Source organism: Sphingomonas sp. BT-65, assembly GCF_026107375.2.
Lineage (GTDB): Bacteria > Pseudomonadota > Alphaproteobacteria > Sphingomonadales > Sphingomonadaceae > Sphingomonas.
On the sequence record NZ_JAPCIA010000001.1, the window covers coordinates 1,630,599 to 1,647,341 of the forward strand.

Below are 16,743 nucleotides of genomic sequence, written 5' to 3' on the forward strand. Positions count from 1 at the left end.
TCCGGCGGGAAGGACGACTGCAATGGGCGCTGAGGGCCTGGATTTCGCGGAGATCGCCGGGGGCGTAAGCCCGGCGTTCGTCGAGACGCTGTACGCCAAGTGGAAGGCGGACCCCGCCTCGGTCGAAGCCGGCTGGCGCCAGTGGTTCGACGGGCTCGAGGGCACAGTCAACGGCCCGAGCTGGGAGCGTCCCAACTGGCCGCCGACCGAGACCGACGCGCTCACCGCGGCGCTCGATCCGACGCAGATGGAGCCCGCGCCCAAGCCGGCGAAGCCCGGTACCCCGGCACCGGCCGCCGCGCCGGCAGCGTCCTCGGCCGACATCGCGCGCGCCGCGAACGACTCTATTCGCGCGATGCTGCTGATCCGCACCTATCGCGTGCGCGGGCACCTCGCCGCGAATCTCGACCCGCTCGGCCTCTCCAAGCAGGAGCTGCCCGCCGACCTCACCCCCGAATATCACGGCTTCACCGCCGCCGATCTCGACCGTCCGATCTATCTCGGCGGCACGATGGGGCTGGAAAAGGCGACGATCCGCGAGCTGGTCGAGATCCTGCGCCGCAATTATTGCGGCAATGTCGGCCTCGAATACATGCACATCGCCGATGTCGAGGAGCGCCGCTTCCTGCAGGACCGCATGGAGGGCAAGGACAAGGCGATCGAGTTCACGCCCGAGGGCAAGAAGGCGATCCTCGGCAAGGTCATCGAAGCCGAGCAGTGGGAGAAGTTCCTGGGCCGCAAATATGTCGGCACCAAGCGCTTCGGCCTCGACGGCGGCGAGTCGATGATCCCGGCGATGGAAGCGATCATCAAATATGGCGGCGCGCAGGGCGTGCGCGAGATCGTCTACGGCATGGCGCATCGCGGCCGGCTCAACATGCTCGGCACGGTGATGGCCAAGCCCTATCACGTGATCTTCCACGAATTCGCCGGCGGCTCGGCCAATCCCGACGACATCGGCGGCTCGGGCGACGTGAAGTATCACCTCGGCACCAGCACCGACCGCGAGTTCGACGGCATCAACGTCCATATGTCGCTGGTCGCCAACCCCTCGCACCTCGAGGCGGTCGATCCGGTCGTGCTCGGCAAGGTCCGCGCGCAGCAGACCAACCGCAATGACTTGGAAGAGCATGAGCAGGTCCTGCCCGTGCTGATCCATGGCGACGCGGCGTTTGCCGGCCAGGGTATCGTGTGGGAGTGCCTCGGCTTCTCCGGTATCCGCGGCTACAATACCGGCGGCTGCGTCCATTTCATCATCAACAACCAGATCGGCTTCACGACAAGCCCGCAATTCGCGCGCTCCTCGCCCTACCCCTCGGACGTCGCCAAGGGCGTCCAGGCGCCGATCTTCCACGTCAACGGCGACGATCCCGAGGCGGTGACCTTCGCCTGCAAGATGGCGATCGAGTTCCGCCAGACCTTCAAGCGCGACATCGTCATCGACATGTGGTGCTATCGCCGCTTCGGCCATAACGAAGGCGACGAGCCCTCGTTCACCCAGCCGCTGATGTACGCCAAGATCAAAGGCCATCCCGGGGTCGCCGATATCTATGCCAAGCGCCTTGAGGGCGAGGGCGTGATCGACGGCAGCTTCGCGCCGGCCAAGGTCGCCGAGTTCACCGCGCATCTCGAGGACGAGTTCACCGCGGGCGCCACCTACAAGGCGAACAAGGCCGACTGGTTCGGCGGCCGCTGGCAGGGCCTCGGCGCGCCGGTCGACGCCGAGACCGCGCGCCGCAACGTCGAGACGGGCATCGACAAGAAGCTCTTCGACAGCCTCGGCCGCACGCTGACCACCGTCCCCGAGGGGCTGGCGATCCACAAGACGCTCGGCCGCGTGCTCGATGCCAAGGCGGCGATGTTCAAGTCGGGCGAGAATTTCGACTGGGCGACCGGCGAGGCGCTCGCCTTCGGCGCGCTGCTCTCCGAAGGCTATGGCGTGCGCCTGTCGGGCCAGGATTCGGGCCGCGGCACCTTCTCCCAGCGCCACGCCGTCTGGGTCGACCAGACCGACGAGCACAAATACGTGCCGCTCGACGAGATCCCGCACGGCCGCTTCGAGGTGCTCGACAGCCCCTTGAGCGAATATGGCGTGCTCGGCTTCGAGTACGGCTATGCGCTCGCCGATCCCAAGACTTTGGTGCTGTGGGAGGCGCAGTTCGGCGACTTCGTCAACGGCGCGCAGATCATGATCGACCAGTTCATCTCGGCGGGCGAGGCCAAGTGGCTGCGCGCCAACGGCCTCGTGATGCTGCTCCCGCATGGCTATGAAGGCCAGGGGCCCGAGCACAGCTCGGCGCGTCCCGAGCGCTTCCTGCAATCGTGCGCGGGCGACAACATGCAGGTCGCGAACTGCACCACCCCGGCCAATTACTTCCACCTGCTGCGTCGGCAGATGCACCGCAACTTCCGCAAGCCGCTCGTGATCATGACCCCCAAGTCGCTGCTCCGCCACAAGCTGGCGGTGTCGAAGACCGAGGACTTCCTCGGCGACACGCATTTCCGGCGCATCCTCTCCGATCCCTCGGCCCCGGCCGACAAGGACGTGAAGCGCGTCGTGCTGTGCACCGGCAAGGTCGCGTACGACCTGATCGAGGCGCGCGACGCGGCGGGCGACAAGAATACCGCGATCGTCCGCGTCGAGCAGCTATATCCCTTCCCCGGCGAGCCGCTGGTCAAGCGCCTCGAGCGCATGACCAATGTCGAGGAAGTGGTGTGGGCGCAGGAGGAGCCGAAGAACAACGGCTACTGGTTCTTCGTCGAACCCTATATCGAGGCATGCATGGTCGAGGCAGGAATCAAGCCGCAGCGCCCGCGCTATGCCGGCCGCGCCGCGGCGGCGTCGCCCGCCACCGGCCTGATGAAGCGTCACCAGGCCGAGCAGGGCGCGCTGGTCGCCGACGCGCTCGGCCACAGCGTGCGCGAGGAGATTCGCCGCACGCGCAAGACCGAAGACAAGAAGACCGCCGGCAAGGCCGGGGCTTGAACACGCTCCCCAGGAAGGACTGAACGATGGCCACCGAAATCCTCGTCCCCGTGCTGGGCGAATCGATCACCGAAGCGACCATTGGCGAATGGCTCAAGCAGCCGGGCGATCCCGTCGCCGCCGATGAGCCAGTCGCGAGCCTCGAGACCGACAAGGTCTCGGTCGAGGTGCCAGCCCCCGCCGCCGGTGTGATGGGCGCGCATGCCGCGAAGGTCGGCGACACCGTCAATGTCGGCGCGATGATCGGCACGATCGAAGCTGGCGATGGCGCGGCCGCCGCTCCCAAGGCCGAAGCGCCTGCGGCCGCTGCCCCGGCCCCGACGCCTGCCCCCGCTCCCGCACCGGCCGAGGCCACGCAGGAGGTCGAGGCCGCCGCGCTCTCGCCGTCGGTGCGCCGCGCGATCCTCGAACATGGCGTCGATCCCTCGACCGTGCAGGGCACCGGCAAGGACGGCCGCATCACCAAGGAGGACGTGGTCGCCGCCGCCAACGCCAAGAGCGAAGCGCCTGCTGCCACTCCCGCTCCGGCTCCGGCGGCCGCCCCTGCTGCTGCCCCATCCACCGGCGGCCGCAAGGAAGAGCGCGTGCGCATGACGCGCCTGCGCCAGACCGTCGCCCGCCGCCTCAAGGACGCGCAGAACACCGCTGCTTTGCTCACCACCTTCAACGACGTCGACATGACCGCCGTCATGGAGGCGCGCGCCAAGTACAAGGACCTGTTCGAGAAGAAGCACGGCGTCCGCCTCGGCTTCATGGGCTTCTTCGTGAAGGCCGCGTGCCAGGCTCTCAAAGACATCCCCGCGGTCAACGCCCAGATCGACGGCGAGGAGATCGTCTACCACGATTACGCCGACATCTCGGTCGCGGTCTCCGCGCCGCAGGGCCTGGTCGTTCCCGTCATCCGTGACGCCGACCAGATGTCGGTCGCCCAGGTCGAGCGCACGATCGGCGACTTCGGCAAGCGGGCCAAGGACGGCACGCTCAAGATGGAGGAGATGAAGGGCGGCACCTTCACCATCTCCAACGGCGGCGTGTTCGGCTCGCTGATGTCCACCCCGATCATCAACCCGCCGCAGTCGGCGGTGCTGGGTCTCCACCGCATCGAGGACCGCGCCGTGGTCCGCGACGGCCAGATCGTCATCCGCCCGATGATGTATCTCGCGCTCAGCTACGACCATCGCCTGGTCGACGGCCGCGAAGCGGTGACCTTCCTCGTCGCGCTCAAGAACGCGATCGAGGACCCGACGCGCCTGTTGATCGACCTGTAATTTTCCCGAGCACGTCCCACATCACGCGGACGAACGGAGCAAGAAATGGCTGAATACGACTTCGACGTCCTCGTGATCGGTTCCGGGCCCGGCGGCTATGTCGCCGCGATCCGCGCGGCGCAGCTCGGCCTCAAGACCGCCTGCGCCGAAGGGCGCGAGACGCTCGGCGGCACCTGCCTCAACGTCGGCTGCATCCCGTCCAAGGCGCTGCTCCACGCGTCCGAACTGTACGAGGAAGCCGCGGGCGGCGCGCTCGCCAAGCTCGGCGTCAAGCTCGGCAAGGTCGAGCTCGACCTCGAGGCGATGCACGCGCAGCGCCTCGACGCGGTCAAGGGCCTGACCGGCGGCATCGAGTTCCTGTTCAAGAAGAACAAGGTCGAGTGGCTCAAGGGCTATGCCGCGTTCACCGGCAAGGACAGCGTCAAGGTCGGCGACCGTGAGGTCCGCGCGAAGAACATCGTCATCGCCACCGGCTCGTCGGTCACCCCGCTTCCCGGCGTCGAGATCGACCAGAAGGTCGTCGTCGACAGCACCGGCGCGCTCGAGCTGGCCAAGGTTCCCGGGCATCTCGTCGTCATCGGCGGCGGCGTGATCGGGCTCGAGCTCGGCAGCGTGTGGCGCCGCGTCGGCGCCAAGGTCACCGTCATTGAATATCTCGACCAGATCCTGCCCGGCTTCGACGCCGATGTGCGCAAGGAAGCCGCGCGCCTGTTCAAGAAGCAGGGCATGGAGTTCAAGACGAGCACCAAGGTCACCGGCGTCGCGGTCAAGGGCAAGAAGGCGACGGTCACGATCGAGCCCGCCGCAGGCGGCGCTGCCGAGACGATCGAGGCCGACAACGTCCTCGTATCGATCGGCCGCAAGCCGAATACCGATGGCCTGAACCTCGAAGCCGCCGGCCTCGCGACCAACCAGCGCGGCCAGATCGAGACCGACCACAGCTTCAAGACCTCGGTCCCCGGCATCTGGGCGATCGGCGACGTCATCCCCGGGCCGATGCTCGCGCACAAGGCCGAGGACGAGGGCATCGCGGTGGCCGAGAACATCGCCGGCCTCACCGGCATCGTGAACCACGACGTGATCCCCTCGGTGGTCTACACCATGCCCGAGATCGCGGGCGTCGGCCTCACCGAGGAAGCCGCCAAGAGCCGCGGCGAGGTCAAGGTCGGCAAGTTCCCGATGGCCGGCAACAGCCGCGCCAAGACCAACCACGAGCCCGACGGCTTCGTGAAGGTCATCGCCGACGCCAAGACCGATCGCGTGCTCGGCGTGTGGATCATCACCAGCGTTGCCGGCACGATGATCGCCCAGGCCGCGCAGGCGATGGAGTTCGGCGCGACCAGCGAGGACATCGCCTATACCTGCCACGCCCACCCGACGCACAGCGAAGCGATCAAGGAAGCGGCGATGGCGGTGACCGGCAAGCCGATCCATATCTGATCGCATTCATCACCCCGGCACAGGGCCGGGGTGACGAAAGAGCTGTTCTGTGCGAGCATCGCCTCCGAAAGGACTCGGCCATGCTTCGCCTGATCGCTTTCCTCCTCGCCCTGTGCCTTCTGCCTCTCTCCGCTACCGCGCAGGTCACCGAGAGCATCAAGGTCGAGGCCGACGGCTCGCGCACGCTCATGCACGCGCTGATCGTCCCTGCGCCGGCCGATCAGGTCTGGACTGCCGTTGCAACCGTGGAGGGCTGGAAAAGCTGGGCCGTCCCCAGCGCATGGAGCGATCCCGCCGATCCGGATGCGATTGAGACCGCGTACAGCCTCACCGCGAAACCGGGCGATGCGACGAACATCGTCAACCGCTTCATCGCTCGCCTGCCCGGCCGCATCCTCGTCTATCGCACCACGCGCGTGCCCGCCGGCTTCCCGCATGGCAAAGCCTATCTCGGCGTCACCAGCTTTTTCGAGATCGAGGCAATCAACGGCAAGCAGACTCGGATTCGCCTGAGTAGCGTCAACTATCCGGCGGGCGCGGCGGGTGACGCGCTGCTCGGTTTCTTCCGCCAGGGCAACCGCATGTCGCTCGAGGCACTGCGCGATCGTTTCGTCCACGGCCCCGTCGACTGGCCCAAGAAGCTCGCAAAGGCCGCCGGTTAGCCGGCAGCGATGATCCGGCGGCATCGTGCGGGGGAAACGAGGGGGAAACGCGGTTAGCGGTGCGCTAACCTGGACCCCCGCGACGAACCGGCGCGTTCTGCGCTGATGCGCAGTCACGTCCACGCCCTTCCCGTCCTCACCCTTGCCCTGTTCCTCGCCGGCTGCGGCGGTGGCGGAGGCGGAGGGGGTGGTGGGGGCAGCGGCGTGGTCGTCACCCCCACGCCGACCCCGACGTCGCCGGCCCCGACGCCGGGTCCCAGCCCCTCACCCTCCGCATCGCCGCTACCAACCAGCTGGGCGGGCGTCGCCGGCTATTACGACGTCCAGCCCGACATCGCCGGGTGCCGCGCCGGCACGCTCAAGGCCGCGGTCGGAGCCGAGTTCCTCGCTCGCCTCAACGAGATCCGCGCGCGCCACGGCTTGGCGCCCGTCGTCTATTCGACCGACGAGGACGTCCAGCAGGCCGAATCCTCGCTGATGATGGCGGCCAACGTCGCGCTCAGCCACACCCCGCCGACCAGCTGGCGCTGCTACACCAGCGGCGGCGCGGCCGGGGCGGGGGCGAGCAACCTGATCGGCGGCTGGGGCACCGGCCTCGGTTTCGACAGCGAGGACGATCTGCTCGCCGGCTGGCTGCGCGAGGGCGGCACCGCCTCGCTCGGCCATCGCCGCTGGATCCTCCACCCGTTCCTGCGCAAGACCTCGTACGGCCGCGTCTCGGGGCTGCTGCCCGATGGCCGCCGCGCCACCACCGCATCGATGCGCGTGTTCAGCTTCGCGACCGCCGGCCCCGCCCCCTCGATCGTCCCGCCGTTCGTCGGCTTCCCGCAGGGCGACTATCCCGCGCGTTATTTCGCGCTGACCGATTATCTATCCTTCTCGGTCATCCCCAGCAGCACCAACAACGGCGCCGATCGGTCGGTCGATTTCTCCGCCGCCACCGTCACGGTTCGCGGTCCCTCGGGCGACCTGCCGGTCACCAACATCACGCGCGACAATGACGGCTACGGCATCGCCAACAACATCCAGTGGCGCGTCACCGGCCTCGCCGCCAACACCAGCTATACCGTGACGATCGCCGGCGTGCGCAGCGCCCCGCAGGCGACCTACACCTACAATTTCCGGATCGTGCCCTAACCAGCTTCATCGCCGCCACGCCCTCGGCTAGACGGAGGCGATGACTCCGCCTGCCGCACCTCTCGCTCTGGCCCAGCTCGGCAACGTCCTGCCCTGGCTCGACCTGTTCGGCATCGCCGTGTTCGCCGCCACCGGCGCGCTGGCGGCGGCGGGACGCGGCCAGACTCTCGTTACCGCCGCCTTCTTCGCGCTGATCACCGGGGTCGGCGGCGGCACGATCCGCGACCTCTTGATCGGCGCGCCGGTGTGGTGGACGCACCACCCCTATGTCGCCGCGATCTGCCTCGGCGTCGCGCTGGTCATCTGGATCACGCCGCAGCGCTGGTGGCACGGCGCGGCGCTCGATTGGCTCGATGCGCTCGGCCTCGCCGCCTATGCCGTGTTCGGCGCGGCCAAGGCGCTGAGCTTCGGCATCCCGCCCGTGCCCGCCGCGCTGATGGGCGTGCTCACCGCCTGCTGCGGCGGCATCATCCGCGACGTGCTGGCGGGCGAGCCCTCGATCCTGATGCGGCCCGAGCTCTACGTCACCGCCGCCGCGCTCGCCTCGGGCCTCTACATCCTACTGACGCTTGCCGGGCTGCCGCTATTGGCCGCCGCGGTGATCGCCGCCGCCGCCGGTTTCGCGCTGCGCGCCGCCGCGATCGTATGGAAGATCAAGCTGCCCGCCTATCGCGGCAAGCGCTAGGTCTAGGGCTCCAGCAGCCACGCGACCGCTTCCTCGCGTACCCCGAAGATGCCGAAATCGGGCCGCACCTTCTGGAGGCGCTTGACCTGCATCCGTCCCGTCGCATTCGTCACGACGAACGCGACCTTGCGCGCCCAGAGCGCGCGCACCGCCGGATTGTCGAAGGTATGCATCAGCATGTCGATCGTCGCCGTCGGCACCGCCGCCACGCCGCTCACGTCATACAGCGTCACATGCTGGCCGACCTCGTCCCCGAACGTCCGGATCGCGGCGCGCAATTCCTCGCCCACCCAACCGGCATCCTCTGGCGAGAGGATCGCATGCACCTCGACGATCACCAGCTTGCGCGGGCGGTCAACCACGATCCGGTGCGTGAGGGGAGTCTGCATGGCGCGCCAAGCTTAGCGCGCTACCGCTACCAAGTCATTCTTAACGTGGAAAGAATGGCGATGCGCGCCGTCAGTCGCGCACCACGCCGACTTCGCTGAACGGCTTGGGCTCGACCGGCGGCGTCACCGCATCGTTGAGCTCGCACTGCCAGATGCCGATGTCGATCCAGCGCCCCTCCTTGAACCCGATCTCGCGCAGCTGGCCGGCGCGGCGGAAGCCGACCTGTTCGTGCGCGCGGATCGAATTGTCGTTGGGCAGCGAGATTACGCTGACCGCCTGGGTGAAGCCCTGCGCACGCAGCGTGTCGACCAGCGCCTCGTACAGCAGCCGCCCGATCCCCTGCCCCTGCACCGCGCCGGCGACATAGACCGAAGTCTCGACGACATAGCGATAGGCGGCGCGCTCGCGGAAGCGCGTGGCATAGGCATAGCCGAGCACGCCCTTGCCCTCGCCATTGGTCGCCACGATCCACGGATAGAGGCCGTCGGAGGACTCCATCCGGCTGCGCATCTGCCGCGCGTCGGGCGGATCGAACTCGAAGCTCACCGTGCCGGTCAGCACATAGGGTGCATAGATCGCGGCGATCGCTGCGGCGTCGGCGGGCTCGGCGGCGCGAAGCTGGATCACAGGCCGATCCTCGCGAGCACGAGGTCGATCAGCCGGGCATCCGCGCGCATCGTCGCTGCCGCCGGGCCGAACGCCCCGCATTCCAGGCAGCGCGCCTGCATCGACGAGCCCGTCGCCAGCCGCTTGGCGTCGCCCAGCGCCTGGCCGAACACCGCGCGCCGCTCGGCCGCGATGCGGGCATAGATGTCGCCGCCGCTCTCGGCCGGAGCCGCCTCCTCGTCCTCTTCCTCGCCGCTGCCCGCGGCAAAGCCCGCCAGCAGCTGCTCGAACCAGCTCGGCTGCTTCTCGAGATACACCGCATGGACCTTGGCGGGATCGAGCTTGGCGCGCTTCGCCGCCTCCGCGACCGCATCGGAGAGATTGCCGAACCGGTCGACCAGCCCGAGCTGGCGCGCGGTGCCGCCGTCCCACACCCGGCCCTGGCCGATCTCGTCCACCCGCTGCGGCGTCAGCTTGCGCGACTGCGACACGAGGCCGACGAAGCGGCGATAGCCCTGCTCGATGCCCGATTGCAGGATGCGGTCGGTCACCTCGTTCGTGCCGGCGTAGAAATCGGGCTGGCTGGTCAGCGGCGTGGTCTTCACCCCGTCGCTGGTCACGCCGATCTTGGCGAGCGTGTTCTCGAAGGTCGGTATGATGCCGAAGATGCCGATCGATCCGGTGATCGTGTTGGGCTCGGCGAAGATCACGTCGCCCGGGGTCGACACCCAATAGCCGCCCGACGCGGCGAGGCTGCCCATCGAGACCACCACCGGCAGCCCCTGCGCCTTGGCCTGGAGGATCGCCTGGCGGATGCGCTCGGATGCCAGCGCCGAACCGCCCGGCGAGTCGACGCGCACGACCAGCGCTTTCAATTTCTTCTCGGCCAGCCCCTTGAGCAGCAGCGCCGAGACGGTGTCGCCGCCCGCGGTGCCCGGGCCAGCCTTGCCGTCGACGATCTCGCCCGCGACAGTGATCACGCCGACCGCGTCGCCAGTCTTGGGCGCGGGGTTGGCCTCGAGCCAGTTGGCGAGCTTGATCGCCTTGAAGTTGCCCGCCGGCTTGCCCGCATCGGCGCCTGCGATCTCGGCGACGCGCTTGCCGAACGCCAGCCGGTCGCCGCGCTTGTCGATCAGCCCCATCCGCTCGTTGGCGAGCGCGATGTCGCCGTTGGCGGCCGCGACCACCATATCGGGCTGCGTGATCGTCTCGCGAATCCGCGCCTTGGGCCGCGCCTTGGCCACCGCCTCCTGCCACTGGCCGAAGATCGCGCCATAGAGCGCTTCGTTGGCCTCGCGCGCCTCGGGCGACTGGCCGGTCAGGATATATGGCTCGACCGCCGACTTGAACTTGCCGACCTTGTAGACGTGCGTGGTGACGCCGAGCTTGTCGATCAGCCCCTTGTAATAGAGGCGCGATCCGCCTGGGCCCGTGAACAGCGTGCCGCCCAGCGGGTTGACCCAGACCTCGCTCGCATTGGCGGCCAGCAGATAGCCGCTGTCGGTATAGCCGGTGGCATAGGCCAGCACCGGCTTGCCCGCCGCGCGCACCCGCGCCACGGCCTCGCCGACTTCGGCGACCGCCGCCGGATAGCCGCCCATGAACCGGTCGAGATCGAGCACCACCGCCTTGACGCGGCTGTCGCCCTTGGCGGCGTCGAGCGCACGCACCAGGTCGCGCATGCGATACTCACGGGGGCCCTCGTTGCCGCCCAGCGCGGCGAACGGATCGGCCTCGCTCGGCTGCTCGACGATCATGCCATCGATGTTGAGCACCAGCGCTCCGTCGCGCACCGCCGCCGGATTGGGCCGGGCGGACAGGATCGCGAACAGCGCGATGAAGAACAGCAGCATGAACAGCAGGACCAGCGCGTCCTTGATGCCAACCAGCAGCTTCCATGCGCCGCGAACCAGTTTCACTTGCTTGTGCTCCTCGGATTGCCCCGCGTCCCTTGACGCACAGGCAGGGCCTCGGAGCAACCCCTAACCGCCCTGTGTTACCAAAGCAACACAGAGGTGGGCGGGAGCCGCTCTTCTCCTCCGACTGATTCTTTCGCCCGCCCCGCCGCAGACCCGTTGACGGCGCCCCGAGGTACATCCATATGCCAGCCGCTGGCACTCGCTTCAGGGGAGTGCCAACAACGCTATCAACCACTGTTCAGGAGCGCTCCATGAACTTCCGTCCGCTGCACGACCGCGTGCTCGTTCGCCGCGTCGAGGCCGAGGCCAAGACCGCCGGCGGCATCATCATCCCCGACACCGCCCAGGAAAAGCCGCAGGAGGGCGAAGTCGTCGCCGCCGGCTCGGGCGCCAAGGCCGAGGATGGCAAGGTGACCCCGCTCGACGTCAAGGCGGGCGACCGCATCCTGTTCGGCAAATGGTCGGGCACCGAGGTCAAGGTCAACGGCGAAGACCTGCTGATCATGAAGGAATCGGACATTCTCGGGATCATCGGCTGACCGCCTGACAACCCGTCATTCGTGTCACTTCGTCAACTTCCAGTTTTTGAAAGGGCAGTCACATGGCAGCCAAGGACGTCAAATTCTCGCGCGACGCGCGCGAGCGCATTCTCAAGGGCGTGGACATCCTCGCCGACGCGGTGAAGGTCACGCTGGGGCCCAAGGGCCGCAACGTCGTGATCGACAAGAGCTTCGGCGCGCCGCGCATCACCAAGGACGGCGTCACCGTCGCCAAGGAGATCGAGCTCAAGGACAAGTTCGAGAACATGGGCGCGCAGATGGTGCGCGAAGTGGCCTCGAAGACCAACGACATCGCCGGTGACGGCACCACCACCGCGACCGTGCTCGCCCAGGCGATCGTGCGCGAGGGCATGAAGTCGGTCGCCGCCGGCATGAACCCGATGGACCTCAAGCGCGGCATCGATCTCGCCGTCACCAAGGTCGTCGAGGACGTCAAGGCGCGCTCGAAGGCCGTCAGCGGTTCGAACGAGATCGCCCAGGTCGGCATCATCTCGGCCAATGGCGACCGCGAAGTCGGCGAGAAGATCGCGGAAGCGATGGAGAAGGTCGGCAAGGAAGGCGTGATCACCGTCGAAGAGGCGAAGGGTCTCGAGTTCGAGCTCGACGTCGTCGAGGGCATGCAGTTCGACCGCGGCTACCTCAGCCCGTACTTCATCACCAACCCCGAGAAGATGGCGGTCGAGCTCACCGATCCGTACATCCTGATCCACGAGAAGAAGCTGTCGTCGCTCCAGGCGATGCTGCCGATCCTCGAGGCCGTGGTACAGTCGGGCCGCCCGCTCCTGATCATCGCCGAGGACATCGAGGGCGAGGCGCTGGCCACGCTCGTGGTGAACAAGCTGCGCGGCGGCCTCAAGGTCGCGGCGGTCAAGGCGCCGGGCTTCGGCGATCGCCGCAAGGCGATGCTCGAGGACATCGCCGTCCTGACCAAGGGCGAGGTGATCAGCGAGGATCTCGGCATCAAGCTCGAGAGCGTCACGCTCGGCATGCTCGGCACCGCCAAGCGCGTCACGATCGACAAGGACAACACCACCATCGTCGATGGCGCCGGTGAGCATGACGCGATCAAGGGCCGCACCGACGCGATCCGCCAGCAGATCGAAGTCACCACTTCGGACTATGACCGCGAGAAGCTCCAGGAGCGTCTGGCGAAGCTGGCCGGCGGCGTCGCCGTGATCAAGGTCGGCGGCGCTTCGGAAGTCGAGGTCAAGGAGCGCAAGGACCGCGTCGACGACGCGCTGCACGCAACGCGCGCGGCCGTCGAAGAGGGTATCGTCCCCGGTGGCGGCACGGCTTTGCTCTATGCGACCAAGGCGCTCGACGGCCTCCAGGGCGAGAACGAGGACCAGACTCGCGGCGTGGACATCGTCCGCAAGTCGCTGACCTCGCTGGTTCGCCAGATCGCGCAGAATGCCGGCCACGACGGCGCGGTCGTGTCGGGCAAGCTGCTCGACCAGACCGACACCTCGTTCGGCTTCAACGCCGCGACCGACGTGTACGAGAACCTCGTGGCTGCCGGCGTGATCGACCCGACCAAGGTGGTCCGCACCGCGCTGCAGAACGCGGCCTCGGTCGCCGGCCTGCTCATCACCACCGAAGCGGCGGTGAGCGAGCTGCCGGAAGACAAGCCCGCGATGCCGGCGATGCCCGGCGGCGGCATGGGCGGGATGGATTTTTAAGTCCCGCCACCAAGGCAAACAGGAAGGGCCGGCGGAGCGATCCGCCGGCCCTTTCTCTTGGCCGCTTCCCGAAATTTAACGCTTCGCCGCTAGTTGCCCGATGACTGGTGTGGGAGCGGTCATGAACGCGGCGACGGCCATCGACAGAAGCGCAGCGCAGGCGATTCCACCGCCACGCATCGCCGCGCCCGTCGAATTCCTGCCCCTCGGCCCGGTCTCGCCCGCCTTCGCCGCGCAATGGGACGATCTCGCCGCCAACGCCGCCGAGCCCAATGTCTTCGCCGAGCGCTGGTTCGTGTCCGCCGGTGCCGCGCACCTCCATCCCGGCCCGGACGGCCGCCTCCTCGCCGTCCGTGACGCTGGCCAGCTGATCGGCCTGCTCCCGCTCACGACCAAGCCACGCTACGGCCGCCTGCCGATCCGCCACGTCGAGAACTGGCTCCACTATCACTGCTTCCTCGGCGGTCCCTTGCTCCGCCGCGGTCATGAGCAGGCCGCCTGGACGCTGATCCTCGCCACGCTGGATGCCGATCCGCAGGCGACCGGTCTGCTCCACCTCACCGGCCTGGTCGAGAACGGCCCGGTCCACCGCGCCCTGCTCGCCGTTGCGGGCCGCCCGTGCGACACCGTCCACCGCATCGAACGCGCGCTGCTCGAAACCACCCTCTCGCCGCAGGCCTATTACGAAGCCACCGTCCGCAAGAAGAAGCGCAAGGAGATCAAGCGCCTCCAGTCGCGCCTCGCCGAACTGGGCGCTGTCACCAACACGCGCCTGACGAACCGCGACGACCTGCCCGGCTGGATCGACACCTATCTCGCGCTCGAGCAATCGGGTTGGAAGGGCCGCAGCGGATCGGCGCTCGCCTGCCAGCCGCACACCGCCGCCTTCTTCCGCGACGCCCTCACCGGCGCCTTCGACGCGGGCCGGCTGGAGCTGCTGCGCCTCGACCTCGACGAGCGCCCGCTGGCGATGCTGGTCAACTTCCTCGCCGCCCCCGGCTCCTTCTCGTTCAAGACCGCGTTCGACGAGGAATTCGCGCGCTATTCGCCCGGCGTGCTGGTCCAGCTGGAGAATCTCGCGATCCTCAACCGCCCCGGCATCGCCTGGATGGATAGCTGCGCGAGCGCCGACCATCCGATGATCGACAGCCTGTGGGGCGAGCGCCGCGCGATCGTCCGCGTCACGCTCCCCTTCGCCGGCTGGCGCAGCCGTGCCCTGTTCCACGCCGCCCGCGCCGTCGAGCGTGCCGCCGATGCGCTGCGCGCCCGCCGCCAGCGCCCGTCCGCTCCCCCGGAGATCGAAGAATGAACGCCCCCGCATCCCGCCTCGTGCCCGGTACGGTATTCGATGCCGACGCCTGCGCGCGCTTCGCCAACCTCTATCCCGAGCAGCCGGGCAAGATCGCTCATGGCCTCGTCGGCCATCCACTGTTCGAGCTGGAATCGCTGGTCGCGCTGTCGCAGCGCATCCGCCCGGTCGATGTCGAGCAGAACCTCGCCGACCTGCCGATCGAGGTCGATCCGTCGACCGTCCAGCACAATGGCCTGTCGGTCGCGGAGTCGATCCGCTCGATTGAGGCGAACGGCTCGTGGATGGTGCTCAAGTTCGTCGAGCAGGACGCGGTCTACCGCCAATTGCTCGATGAGATCCTCGACGAGCTCGAACCGGTCGTAACTGCCCGCACCGGCGCGATGATCAAGCGCGAGGCATTCATCTTCGTCTCCTCGCCCAACGCCGTGACGCCCTTCCACATGGACCCCGAGCACAACATTCTGCTCCAGCTGCGCGGCTCCAAGACGATGACGCTCTTCCCCGCCGACGATCCCGAGCTGACGCCAGGCGCGCTGCAGGAGGAGTTCCATCGCGGCGCGCACCGCAACCTGCCCTATCGCGACGAATTCCTGGCCAAGGGCCAGCCGATCGAGCTTACGCCGGGCGAAGGCCTCTACGTCCCCGTCAAGGCGCCGCACTGGGTGCAGAACGGCCCAGCCACCTCGGTGTCGCTGTCGGTCACTTGGCGCTCCGAATGGAGCTATCGCGAATCCGATGCCCATGCCTTCAATCGGCTGCTCCGCAAGGCGGGCCTCAACCCGGCGATGCCGGCACGCCATCCCGGGCAGAATCTGTTCAAGGCCTATGCCTGGCGCGCGCTCGCCAAGGCGAGGCGCCTGACCGGAAACCCCGAGCCGCAATGAACGCGGCGCTGCCCCTCGCCGCCCTGCGCGACGACGTGCGAATCCTCGATTCGCTCGACGATCTCGCGCGCGATGCGGCCGGGGCGCTCGATCGCGCGGCGCAGCCCGGATTCTACGACCGGCACGACTGGCTCGCGCTGACTCACGCGCACATCTACCCGGGCGAGCCGCTCGCGATCGCGGCGGTGCACGAGCCGACGGCCTCGGCGTGGCTGCCGCTGCGCGATTGCGGAGCCGGCCATGGCCGCGCGCTTGCCAGCTGGTACACGCTCGCCTTTGCGCCGCTGTTCACGCCGGACGCAGATGCCGAGGCCCAGGCCCGCCTGCTGGGCGAAGCCGCGCGCCTGCTCCGCCGCCGCTTCGACACGCTCAGCCTGTGGCCGCTCGAAGCCGAGACCGCCGCGCAGATCCAGCACGCCTTCCGCGCGCAGGGCTGGCTCGCCGCGCAGCATGTCGAGGCCGCAAACTGGGTCGCCGACACCGCCGGCCTCGATTTCGAGGCCTATTGGGCCAACCGCCCGTCCAAGTTGCGCAACACCGTCCGCCGCCGCACCAAGAACTCGCCCTTCACCACGCAAGTGCTCGACCGCTTCGACGATGCCGCCTGGGATGCCTATGAGGCGGTCTACGCGCAGAGCTGGAAACCGGACGAGGGCGCGCCCGCCTTCCTCCGCGCCGCCGCCGCGCAGGAGGGCGCCGCCGGCACGCTGCGCCTCGGCATCGCCCGGCGCGACGGCGTGCCGGTCGCCGCGCAATTCTGGACGGTCGAAAACGGCACCGCCACGATCCACAAGCTCGCCTATCTCGAAAGCGAGCGCGAGCATTCGCCGGGCACGCTACTCTCGGTGGCGATGTTCCGCCATGTCCTCGACCAGGACCGCCCGGTGGTGATCGACTATGGCAATGGCGACGAACCCTACAAGGCGGAGTGGATGGACCGGCGGCGCAAGCGCTATCGCCTGCGCCTCTACAATCTGCGCAGCATCGGCGGCCTGTCACAGGGCGCGGCCCGCGCGGCCCGCGCGGTGCTGCGCCGCATCACGCGCTGACCGGCACACCGAACCCCATTTTTCATCGAACACACGCTGGCCAAGTCATGCCGCCGCATCGTCCGCGCGGTCTGGGACCTTGCAATGTTGGAATTGCTTTGCTTGCCTCGCCGCCATGCCGTTCCCGATGCTCACCCGGTTCAGCCTTCACCTTCGCGGCGAAGCT

General features: G+C 68.2%; 14 protein-coding genes. 11 read left to right on the forward strand and 3 right to left on the reverse strand.

What is annotated here, in order from left to right; translation table 11 throughout:
• The first annotated feature begins 22 nt into the window (after window positions 1-22).
• The 6 genes from OK349_RS07800 (at window position 23) to OK349_RS07825 (ending at window position 8,178) form a co-directional block, all read left to right on the forward strand.
• Window positions 23-2,986 carry a 2-oxoglutarate dehydrogenase E1 component gene (locus OK349_RS07800; protein WP_265117249.1) on the forward strand — a complete coding sequence of 988 codons (2,964 nt, stop codon included), beginning with the start codon at window positions 23-25 and terminating at the stop codon, window positions 2,984-2,986.
• Window positions 2,987-3,012: 26 nt separating this feature from the next.
• Complete coding sequence (gene odhB, locus OK349_RS07805; RefSeq protein ID WP_265117250.1) at window positions 3,013-4,254, forward strand: 2-oxoglutarate dehydrogenase complex dihydrolipoyllysine-residue succinyltransferase; 1,242 nt, start codon at window positions 3,013-3,015, stop codon at window positions 4,252-4,254.
• A 45-nt stretch (window positions 4,255-4,299) separates the two neighbouring features.
• The gene (lpdA, locus tag OK349_RS07810; RefSeq protein WP_265117251.1) at window positions 4,300-5,694 is read left to right on the forward strand and encodes a dihydrolipoyl dehydrogenase; all 1,395 of its coding nucleotides are present in this window, start codon (window positions 4,300-4,302) and stop codon (window positions 5,692-5,694) included.
• Window positions 5,695-5,774: 80 nt separating this feature from the next.
• Window positions 5,775-6,356 carry an SRPBCC family protein gene (locus tag OK349_RS07815; RefSeq protein WP_265117252.1) on the forward strand — a complete coding sequence of 194 codons (582 nt, stop codon included), beginning with the start codon at window positions 5,775-5,777 and terminating at the stop codon, window positions 6,354-6,356.
• A 105-nt stretch (window positions 6,357-6,461) separates the two neighbouring features.
• Window positions 6,462-7,493 carry a CAP domain-containing protein gene (locus tag OK349_RS07820; RefSeq protein ID WP_265117253.1) on the forward strand — a complete coding sequence of 344 codons (1,032 nt, stop codon included), beginning with the start codon at window positions 6,462-6,464 and terminating at the stop codon, window positions 7,491-7,493.
• Window positions 7,494-7,533: 40 nt separating this feature from the next.
• Entirely contained in the window at window positions 7,534-8,178 is a 645-nt protein-coding gene (locus OK349_RS07825) for a trimeric intracellular cation channel family protein (RefSeq protein ID WP_265117254.1), read from the forward strand.
• A 2-nt stretch (window positions 8,179-8,180) separates the two neighbouring features.
• Here OK349_RS07825 and OK349_RS07830 read toward each other — a convergent pair whose 3' ends face one another.
• From OK349_RS07830 to sppA, 3 genes are all read right to left on the reverse strand, one after another.
• Entirely contained in the window at window positions 8,181-8,567 is a 387-nt protein-coding gene (locus tag OK349_RS07830; protein ID WP_265117255.1) for a hypothetical protein, read from the reverse strand.
• A 70-nt stretch (window positions 8,568-8,637) separates the two neighbouring features.
• On the reverse strand, window positions 8,638-9,195 hold the full coding sequence (locus OK349_RS07835; protein ID WP_265117256.1) for a GNAT family N-acetyltransferase: 558 nt from the start codon (window positions 9,193-9,195) through the stop codon (window positions 8,638-8,640).
• Entirely contained in the window at window positions 9,192-11,093 is a 1,902-nt protein-coding gene (sppA, locus tag OK349_RS07840; RefSeq protein ID WP_265117257.1) for a signal peptide peptidase SppA, read from the reverse strand. The genes OK349_RS07835 and sppA overlap by 4 nt, the downstream gene beginning before the upstream one ends.
• 251 nt (window positions 11,094-11,344) lie before the next feature.
• Between sppA and groES the strand changes: the two genes are divergently transcribed.
• From groES to OK349_RS07865, 5 genes are all read left to right on the forward strand, one after another.
• A complete protein-coding gene (gene groES / locus OK349_RS07845; protein WP_265117258.1) occupies window positions 11,345-11,632 on the forward strand; it encodes a co-chaperone GroES in 288 nt (95 codons plus the stop codon).
• Window positions 11,633-11,694: 62 nt separating this feature from the next.
• On the forward strand, window positions 11,695-13,332 hold the full coding sequence (groL, locus tag OK349_RS07850) for a chaperonin GroEL (protein WP_265117259.1): 1,638 nt from the start codon (window positions 11,695-11,697) through the stop codon (window positions 13,330-13,332).
• Window positions 13,333-13,453: 121 nt separating this feature from the next.
• Window positions 13,454-14,641: a GNAT family N-acetyltransferase gene (locus tag OK349_RS07855; protein WP_265117260.1), complete on the forward strand. Its 1,188-nt coding sequence runs from the start codon at window positions 13,454-13,456 to the stop codon at window positions 14,639-14,641.
• The gene (locus OK349_RS07860; RefSeq protein WP_265117261.1) at window positions 14,638-15,528 is read left to right on the forward strand and encodes a cupin-like domain-containing protein; all 891 of its coding nucleotides are present in this window, start codon (window positions 14,638-14,640) and stop codon (window positions 15,526-15,528) included. Before OK349_RS07855 ends, OK349_RS07860 begins: the two co-directional genes overlap by 4 nt.
• Window positions 15,525-16,577: a GNAT family N-acetyltransferase gene (locus tag OK349_RS07865; RefSeq protein ID WP_265117262.1), complete on the forward strand. Its 1,053-nt coding sequence runs from the start codon at window positions 15,525-15,527 to the stop codon at window positions 16,575-16,577. Before OK349_RS07860 ends, OK349_RS07865 begins: the two co-directional genes overlap by 4 nt.
• Window positions 16,578-16,743: the final 166 nt, after the last annotated feature.

Coding starts and splice junctions, on each gene's coding strand:
- groL (WP_265117259.1), top strand. CDS start 11,695: ATGGCAGCCAAGGACGTCAAATTCTCGCGCGACGCGCGCGAGCGCATT.
- OK349_RS07855 (WP_265117260.1), top strand. CDS start 13,454: ATGAACGCGGCGACGGCCATCGACAGAAGCGCAGCGCAGGCGATTCCA.
- lpdA (WP_265117251.1), top strand. CDS start 4,300: ATGGCTGAATACGACTTCGACGTCCTCGTGATCGGTTCCGGGCCCGGC.
- OK349_RS07815 (WP_265117252.1), top strand. CDS start 5,775: ATGCTTCGCCTGATCGCTTTCCTCCTCGCCCTGTGCCTTCTGCCTCTC.
- OK349_RS07830 (WP_265117255.1), bottom strand. CDS start 8,567: ATGCAGACTCCCCTCACGCACCGGATCGTGGTTGACCGCCCGCGCAAG.
- OK349_RS07820 (WP_265117253.1), top strand. CDS start 6,462: ATGCGCAGTCACGTCCACGCCCTTCCCGTCCTCACCCTTGCCCTGTTC.
- odhB (WP_265117250.1), top strand. CDS start 3,013: ATGGCCACCGAAATCCTCGTCCCCGTGCTGGGCGAATCGATCACCGAA.
- OK349_RS07825 (WP_265117254.1), top strand. CDS start 7,534: ATGACTCCGCCTGCCGCACCTCTCGCTCTGGCCCAGCTCGGCAACGTC.
- OK349_RS07865 (WP_265117262.1), top strand. CDS start 15,525: ATGAACGCGGCGCTGCCCCTCGCCGCCCTGCGCGACGACGTGCGAATC.
- OK349_RS07800 (WP_265117249.1), top strand. CDS start 23: ATGGGCGCTGAGGGCCTGGATTTCGCGGAGATCGCCGGGGGCGTAAGC.
- groES (WP_265117258.1), top strand. CDS start 11,345: ATGAACTTCCGTCCGCTGCACGACCGCGTGCTCGTTCGCCGCGTCGAG.
- OK349_RS07860 (WP_265117261.1), top strand. CDS start 14,638: ATGAACGCCCCCGCATCCCGCCTCGTGCCCGGTACGGTATTCGATGCC.